Origin of the sequence: Actibacterium sp. MT2.3-13A, from assembly GCF_018139985.1 — a bacterium.
GTDB lineage: Bacteria > Pseudomonadota > Alphaproteobacteria > Rhodobacterales > Rhodobacteraceae > JAGSOU01.
Genome location: NZ_JAGSOU010000012.1, coordinates 109,815 through 116,276 on the forward strand (window position 1 = coordinate 109,815; position 6,462 = coordinate 116,276).

Sequence of the window (6,462 nt, forward strand, 5' to 3'; positions counted from 1 at the left end):
GGTGGCAAAAGGAGGCCGTCATGACCACCCGCATCCTCTTCGTCTGCCTCGGCAACATCTGCCGCTCGCCCACCGCGCATGGCGTGTTCGAGCACCTGGCCCGCGAGGCCGGCGTGCCCGTCCATGTGGAAAGCGCCGGCACCGGGGGCTGGCATGTGGGCGATCCGCCCGACGCGCGCGCGGCGGCCGAGGCGGCGCGCCGGGGCTATGACCTGAGCCACCTGCGCGCGCAGCAGGTGCGGGCCGAGGATTTCCACCGCTTCGACCTGATCGTCGCCATGGACCGCTCCAACGTGGCCGCGCTGGAGCGGATGCGCCCGATCGACAGCGAAACCCCGGTCGAGCTGTTCCTCTCCTTCGCCGGGACCGAGCGGCTGGAGGTGCCCGACCCCTATTACGAGGGCGGCTTCGACCTGGTGCTGGACCTGATCGAGACGGCGAGCCACGGGCTGCTCGCCCGGCTGCGCTGAGTCGGCCGGCAAAGGGCGCCGTTCAGCGCCCCTGCCGCTGCCTCCCTGTCACTTGCAGAAGGCCTGCGCGGTGGCGCCGAAATTCTGGTAGCGTTCCCAGAACGCCGCGTGACCGCGATTGGCGGACTGGCGCACAACCTGCGCCTTGTGCGGATCGCGGAAGAAGCTGGCGGCGAGTTTCTGGTCGCCCTTGGTCAGTGTCAGGTTCGCCGCCTCCTGGATGCAGCCGCAGAGGTTGCGGTTGGCGGCGTCGCGGTTGGACGTCAGGCAGGCGTTCTCGATCACGCCGGCCTGGGCGGTGCTGGCGGCCATCACGACGGCCACGGCCCCGAATGTCAGGTATCTCATGTCTCTGCCTCGCCCCGGTGGAGCAGGGCGGCGGTTTGGCCCGCCGTCCCGTTTGGTTCGGATAGTGGCCGGAGTATGCCCAATCCGGGCGCCTCTTTCAATCGGGCGTGGCGCCGCAGCGGAGCGGGCGCAGCGCCGGAGGGCCAGTCGCGCGAGGGCCATTGACCAAGCCCTGTTTCCACAGCATATGCGTGACTCATGACCGATCTCGCACATATCCGCAATTTCTCGATCGTGGCCCATATCGACCACGGAAAATCCACGCTCGCCGACCGGCTGATCCAACTCACCGGGACGGTGGCCGAACGCGACATGAAGGAGCAGCTCCTCGACGCGATGGACATCGAGCGCGAGCGCGGCATCACCATCAAGGCCAACACCGTGCGGATCGAGTATCCGGCCAAGGACGGCGAGACCTATGTGCTGAACCTGATCGACACGCCCGGCCATGTCGACTTCGCCTACGAGGTCAGCCGCTCGATGCAGGCGGTCGAGGGCTCGCTGCTGGTCGTGGACGCCACGCAAGGGGTCGAGGCGCAGACGCTGGCCAATGTCTACGCCGCCATCGATGCCGACCACGAGATCGTGCCGGTTCTGAACAAGATCGACCTGCCGGCGGCGGATTGCGAGCGCGTGGCCGAGCAGATCGAGGACGTGATCGGCATCGACGCCAGCGACGCCGTCCGGATCTCGGCCAAGACGGGCTTGGGTATTCCCGACGTTCTGGAGGCCATCGTCCAGCGCCTGCCCGCCCCCAAGGGCCAGCGCGACGCGCCGCTGAAGGCGATGCTGGTGGACAGCTATTACGACTCCTATCTCGGCGTGGTCGTGATCATCCGCGTGATCGACGGGGTGATCAAGAAGGGCGACCGCATCAAGATGATGAAGACGGGCGGCGCCTACCCGGTGGACCGCCTTGGCGTGTTCCGCCCGCAGATGGAAGACATCAAGGAACTGGGCCCGGGCGAGATCGGCTTTCTCACCGCCTCGATCAAGCAGGTGCGCGACACCCGCGTGGGCGATACCATCACCCATGAAAAGAAACCCTGCGCCCAGGCGCTGCCGGGCTTCAAGCCGGCGCAGCCGGTGGTGTTCTGCGGCCTGTTCCCGGTGGATTCGGCCGAGTTCGAGGACCTGCGCGATTCGATCGAGAAACTGGCGCTGAACGACGCCTCCTTCTCCTACGAGATGGAGACCTCGGCCGCGCTCGGCTTCGGCTTCCGCTGCGGCTTCCTCGGGCTGTTGCACCTGGAGGTGATCCGCGACCGGATCGAGCGCGAATACGACATCGACCTGATCACCACCGCGCCCTCGGTGATCTACCAGCTGCACATGCGAGACGGCACCGTACGCGAGCTTCACAACCCCGCCGACATGCCCGACCTGACCCATGTCGATCATATCGAGGAGCCGCGCATCAAGGCCACGATCCTGGTGCCAGACGAATATCTCGGCGACGTGCTGAAGCTGTGCCAGGACCGGCGCGGCATCCAGATGGACCTGACCTATGCCGGCAGCCGCGCGATGGTGGTCTACGACCTGCCGCTGAACGAGGTGGTGTTCGATTTCTACGACCGCCTGAAATCGGTGACCAAGGGCTACGCCAGCTTCGACTACCAGATGATCGGCTACCGCCAGGACACCCTGGTCAAGATGCAGATCCTGGTGAACGATGAGCCGGTGGACGCGCTGTCGGTGATGGTCCACCGCGACCGCGCCGAGCAGCGCGGGCGGGCGATGTGCGAGAAGCTGAAAGAGCTGATCCCGCGCCACATGTTCAAGATCCCGATCCAGGCCGCGATCGGCGGCCGGGTGGTGGCGCGCGAGACCATTTCCGCCATGCGCAAGGACGTGACGGCGAAATGCTATGGCGGCGACGTGACCCGGAAGAAGAAGCTGCTGGAGAAGCAGAAGGCGGGCAAGAAGAAGATGCGCCAGTTCGGCAAGGTGGAGATCCCGCAGCAGGCGTTTATCAATGCGTTGAAGATGGATGATTGAAGATGCAGTGTTTTGTGATTTCCCCGATTGGCGAAGAAGGATCTGACACTCGCAAGGCCTCTGACGATGTTTTTGAATTTATTATCCAAGAGGCCTTGGTGCCTCTTGGATTTACCGTCGAGCGCGCCGACATGATTGCCGAAAGTGGTCTAATCACAACGCAAATTATCGAACGGATTGTCTCCAGTGACCTCGTGGTGGCGGATCTAACCCATCACAATGCGAACGTCTTCTATGAATTGGCGATACGGCATATTACCGGGAAGCCATTTATCCACATGATATCCGAAGACGACAAAATTCCATTTGATGTGGCTGCGTCCAGGACGATTATTTACTCTACTGATTTGGCTGGAGCGAAGCGGGCAAAACATGAGCTTGCTAAGCAGGCCCAAGCTTTTCGGGATCATTCCTGTAAGGTTGAAAGCCCCGTTTCAGTTGCGCTTGATTTGAAAGCGCTGAGTAGCAGCGAGGATCCGGTTCAGACTGCCTTGGGCCGTATTGAGGTCGAAATGACCAAGATACGTTCCGAGGTGGCGACGGCTATGAAATTGCAGTCTCAAGCGTTTGGTCGAGGGATTCTTGACTTCGCGGTTGGAACAGCATTGGGGTCGGAAAAAACAGGTTGGACCGAAGAGCGCTTGGAGCTTTTGAAATCGATGTGGGGCGATGGCGCAAGTGCGACGCAGATCGCGGAGGCGCTAGGGGGTATCACTCGAAATGCAGTGATCGGAAAAATTCACAGGCTCGGTCTCAATAACCGAAAAACGGACTCTGACGGTGAGTGATATTTCTTGCGCTGTGTAATAGCCGCCATGTTAGGCGATTTCGGTTTCTAAAAGGCTCTTTCTGATCGTCCCGGGCAGCGCCCGACCCGCCCCCACGGGGCGGGCGCTTCTCGCCCACCCCGTCGGGCCGGGCGCTGCCCTCTGTTTGGACCTGATCGGCTGTGGGTCTGGCTTCGCCGGGCGCGTCCACCGTAGGGGCGCCGCAAAATATGCTATCCTGTCCCCGCCGGATCCCCCGGCACAGGGAGGGACAGATCATGACACCGGAACTTCGCAGCTCGATCCTGCTGGGGCGCGTGACGCATTACACCGAGATCATGCGCACCACGATTTTCACCTATGCGGCCCTTGCCGCCATCATCGAATTCGGTCCTGCCGGCTATTCGGTTCCGCTGACGGTGCTGGTGGTGGCCACCGCCGCCTATGGCATCCTCGCCGGCGGCGCCGCGCTCGATGACCTCATAAACCTGCGCGAGGATCTGGACGACGCCGTCGCCCAGACGGCCTATGGCCGGGGGCTCAAGGCCCGCAACCTGCCCGCGCTCAAGATGATCTCGGCGGTGCTGCTGGGGCTGGTCGGGCTGGCCGAGCTTTACGCGATCCTGACCTGAGCCGCGCCCGGGCCGGCGCCGCCGTCAGAGCGAGGATTTGACCTTGCGGGCCGAGTTGGCCACGGCGTTGCCGGCGGCCGACAGGTCCTGGCCGGCGCCCTCGACCGTGGCGCAGGCGGTCAGGGCCAGAAGGGTCAGCATCGAAATCATCAGGCGCAGGGGCATTCGCGGTCTCCTTCACGGTGCGGAGGCCATATTTAGGCGCCTTAGCGCAGGGCGGCAAGGGGACGGGCCAGCGGGTTCCCGCGCATGATCGCCGGGGCGGTGGCGGGGCGCTCAGCCCTCCGCGCCGTGGGCGGCCTCGGGGTGGTCGGCCATGAACTGGCTGAGCACCGAGAACAGCTCCCGCGCATGGGGCAGGTTGTCGGCATGCAGGGCCGCGCGGATGTCCTCGCAGATCATCTGCTGCACATGCTGCGGGCCGCGCGGCAGGTGCATCAGGTAATCGCCCAGCGCCGAGGCGTTCAGCTCGGGCAGGCCCTCATGCTCGGCGATGGCCGCGATCTCCTCGCGGGTCAGGCTGGTCATGTCTTCGATGTCGTCGAGGGTGATCATGGCAGGCTCCGTCCGGGTTGCGGGTGGCGGTTTGCGCCAGCCTAGCACGGACGCCCCCGCCCCCCGTTGACACGGATCAAGGGCCCGCGCGGGGCGGCGGTTTTGCGCCAGATCACAGGCACATTGTGCGTGCTTCTTTTGAATCCGCCCCGATCAGGCCGGAAAGGAAGGCCCGAATGCTCCGCCTTGCCATGCTGCTCTATTCGCTGATCTCGGCCACGCTTGCGGGCTCGGCCATCGTGGCCGTGCGGGTGGCCGGGTTCGACACCCTGGCGCCGATCCTGGCCGCCGCCCTGGGGGCGGTGCTGGCCGTGCCCGTGACCTGGGGCGTGGCGCGGGCGCTCTGCGGCCGGGGCTGAGCCGGGATCAGGCGGTCGCGGCCAGCCAGGCGCGCACCGCGGCCTCGAACTCGCGGGGCTTGTCGGCATGCAGCCAGTGGCCCGCGCCGGGGATCTTGGCGAAGCGCGCCTTGGGAAAGAGCGCCCGGATCGCGGGGCGGTGTTCGGCGCGCACATAATCCGAGGCGGCCCCGGTCAGGAACAGGGTGGGGCCGTCGAAGCGGCCCTGCGGGTCGGGCCAGCCGACGATGCCGGGCATCGCGGCCTCCAGCGCGTCGAGGTTCAGCCGCCAGCGTTTCCCCTTCACGTCGAGCGATTGCAGCAGGAAGGCGCGCAGCGCCGGATCCTCGACATGGGGGGCGAGCTGCGCGGCGGCGTCGCTGCGCTTGGCCACCGAGGACAGGTCCACCGCGCGCATGGCGTGGATATAGCGGATCTGGGTGTGGCCATAGGCGACCGGCGCGATGTCGGCCACGATCAGGCGGTTGACCAGTTCGGGCCTGGTCAGTGCCAGCACCATCGAGGTCTTGCCGCCCATCGAGTGGCCCAGCACATCGGCGCGCCCGCCATGCGCCTCGATCACCTCGGCGAGGTCGGCGGCCATTTCGGGGTAGGTGTGGCTGTCGAACCAGGGGCTGTCGCCGTGGTTGCGCATGTCCACCGCGATCACCTGGCGTTCGTCGGACAGGCGCTTGGCCAGCACGCCCCAGTTGCGCCCCGAGCCGTAGAGGCCGTGGGCGATCAGGAGCGGCGGCTGGTCGGTGGGATCACCGTGCAGGATCGTGTTCAGCATGCCGCACTCATAGCGCTTCGCGCCGGACGGGGCCAGAGATGTTGAAGCGCCCCCGCCACTCGCGCTAGAATTGTGCCCGAGGGCGGAGGACCCATGGCGCAGGTTTCGGTTGAGCAGCTGGCGGCCTCGGTGGAGGCGCTGATGGAAAAACGCATGGGCGTGGGCGGCCGCGGCCTGCCGGCCAAGCTGCGGCGTGCCGGCCGGCGCTTGCCGCGACATGTGCGGCGCGACGCCGGGATGATCGCCGAGGCGCTGCACCTGGCCCGGAGCCCGAAACTCGCCCGGCAGATCGACCTCGCCCGGCTGGAGGTGGCCGAGCGGCGCGTGGCGGCGTATCTGCGGGGCTACGACCGGGCCGACCGGCGCAAGGGCGCGGTTCTGGGGCTGCTCGGCAGCCTGTCGTTCAACCTGCTGGCGGTGGGTGCGCTGGTGGTTGCGGTTCTGGTCTGGCGCGGGCTGGTCTAGGGTCAGGACCCATAAACCTGCTTGAGGCTGCCCGGTCTGCGTGATTCAAGCTCCCAAACAGAGGGGGCATCATGAGCGGGCATTTCTGGCTGACAG

The 6,462-nt window shown here is 65.7% G+C and carries 9 protein-coding genes and 1 pseudogene; 6 read left to right on the forward strand and 4 right to left on the reverse strand.

Features of this window, described 5'->3' with window-relative positions; all coding sequences use genetic code 11:
- Nucleotides 1-20: 20 nt before the first annotated feature.
- On the forward strand, nt 21-470 hold the full coding sequence (locus KCI33_RS12325; protein WP_212525100.1) for a low molecular weight protein-tyrosine-phosphatase: 450 nt from the start codon (nt 21-23) through the stop codon (nt 468-470).
- Nucleotides 471-518: 48 nt separating this feature from the next.
- Here KCI33_RS12325 and KCI33_RS12330 read toward each other — a convergent pair whose 3' ends face one another.
- Entirely contained in the window at nt 519-818 is a 300-nt protein-coding gene (locus tag KCI33_RS12330) for a hypothetical protein (protein ID WP_212525101.1), read from the reverse strand.
- A gap of 198 nt (nt 819-1,016) precedes the next feature.
- On the opposite strand from KCI33_RS12330, the gene lepA reads away from it, so the two are divergent.
- The 3 genes and pseudogenes from lepA (at nt 1,017) to KCI33_RS12345 (ending at nt 4,215) form a co-directional block, all read left to right on the forward strand.
- The gene (gene lepA / locus KCI33_RS12335; protein ID WP_212525102.1) at nt 1,017-2,816 is read left to right on the forward strand and encodes a translation elongation factor 4; all 1,800 of its coding nucleotides are present in this window, start codon (nt 1,017-1,019) and stop codon (nt 2,814-2,816) included.
- Nucleotides 2,817-3,421: 605 nt separating this feature from the next.
- Nucleotides 3,422-3,592 (forward strand): annotated as a pseudogene (locus KCI33_RS18050) (GcrA family cell cycle regulator); the annotation flags it as partial.
- Nucleotides 3,593-3,861: 269 nt separating this feature from the next.
- Entirely contained in the window at nt 3,862-4,215 is a 354-nt protein-coding gene (locus KCI33_RS12345; protein WP_212525103.1) for a hypothetical protein, read from the forward strand.
- 24 nt (nt 4,216-4,239) lie between these two features.
- Here KCI33_RS12345 and KCI33_RS12350 read toward each other — a convergent pair whose 3' ends face one another.
- Entirely contained in the window at nt 4,240-4,380 is a 141-nt protein-coding gene (locus KCI33_RS12350) for an entericidin A/B family lipoprotein (protein ID WP_212525104.1), read from the reverse strand.
- Between the two features lie 111 nt (nt 4,381-4,491).
- Nucleotides 4,492-4,770: a hypothetical protein gene (locus KCI33_RS12355; protein WP_212525105.1), complete on the reverse strand. Its 279-nt coding sequence runs from the start codon at nt 4,768-4,770 to the stop codon at nt 4,492-4,494.
- A gap of 176 nt (nt 4,771-4,946) precedes the next feature.
- Here KCI33_RS12355 and KCI33_RS12360 point away from each other — a divergent pair, with 176 nt between their 5' ends.
- Complete coding sequence (locus KCI33_RS12360) at nt 4,947-5,129, forward strand: CTP synthetase (protein WP_212525106.1); 183 nt, start codon at nt 4,947-4,949, stop codon at nt 5,127-5,129.
- Between the two features lie 7 nt (nt 5,130-5,136).
- Here KCI33_RS12360 and KCI33_RS12365 read toward each other — a convergent pair whose 3' ends face one another.
- Nucleotides 5,137-5,901 (reverse strand): alpha/beta fold hydrolase, encoded by a 765-nt coding sequence (locus KCI33_RS12365; protein WP_212525107.1) that lies wholly within the window; start codon nt 5,899-5,901, stop codon nt 5,137-5,139.
- Between the two features lie 93 nt (nt 5,902-5,994).
- Between KCI33_RS12365 and KCI33_RS12370 the strand changes: the two genes are divergently transcribed.
- Nucleotides 5,995-6,366 carry a hypothetical protein gene (locus tag KCI33_RS12370; protein ID WP_212525108.1) on the forward strand — a complete coding sequence of 124 codons (372 nt, stop codon included), beginning with the start codon at nt 5,995-5,997 and terminating at the stop codon, nt 6,364-6,366.
- The last annotated feature ends 96 nt before the right edge of the window (nt 6,367-6,462 follow it).

Bases quoted from the DNA above. Each gene is read 5' to 3' on its own strand.
- KCI33_RS12325 (WP_212525100.1), top strand. From the start codon at position 21: ATGACCACCCGCATCCTCTTCGTCTGCCTCGGCAACATCTGCCGCTCG.
- KCI33_RS12330 (WP_212525101.1), bottom strand. From the start codon at position 818: ATGAGATACCTGACATTCGGGGCCGTGGCCGTCGTGATGGCCGCCAGC.
- lepA (WP_212525102.1), top strand. From the start codon at position 1,017: ATGACCGATCTCGCACATATCCGCAATTTCTCGATCGTGGCCCATATC.
- KCI33_RS12345 (WP_212525103.1), top strand. From the start codon at position 3,862: ATGACACCGGAACTTCGCAGCTCGATCCTGCTGGGGCGCGTGACGCAT.
- KCI33_RS12350 (WP_212525104.1), bottom strand. From the start codon at position 4,380: ATGCCCCTGCGCCTGATGATTTCGATGCTGACCCTTCTGGCCCTGACC.
- KCI33_RS12355 (WP_212525105.1), bottom strand. From the start codon at position 4,770: ATGATCACCCTCGACGACATCGAAGACATGACCAGCCTGACCCGCGAG.
- KCI33_RS12360 (WP_212525106.1), top strand. From the start codon at position 4,947: ATGCTCCGCCTTGCCATGCTGCTCTATTCGCTGATCTCGGCCACGCTT.
- KCI33_RS12365 (WP_212525107.1), bottom strand. From the start codon at position 5,901: ATGCTGAACACGATCCTGCACGGTGATCCCACCGACCAGCCGCCGCTC.
- KCI33_RS12370 (WP_212525108.1), top strand. From the start codon at position 5,995: ATGGCGCAGGTTTCGGTTGAGCAGCTGGCGGCCTCGGTGGAGGCGCTG.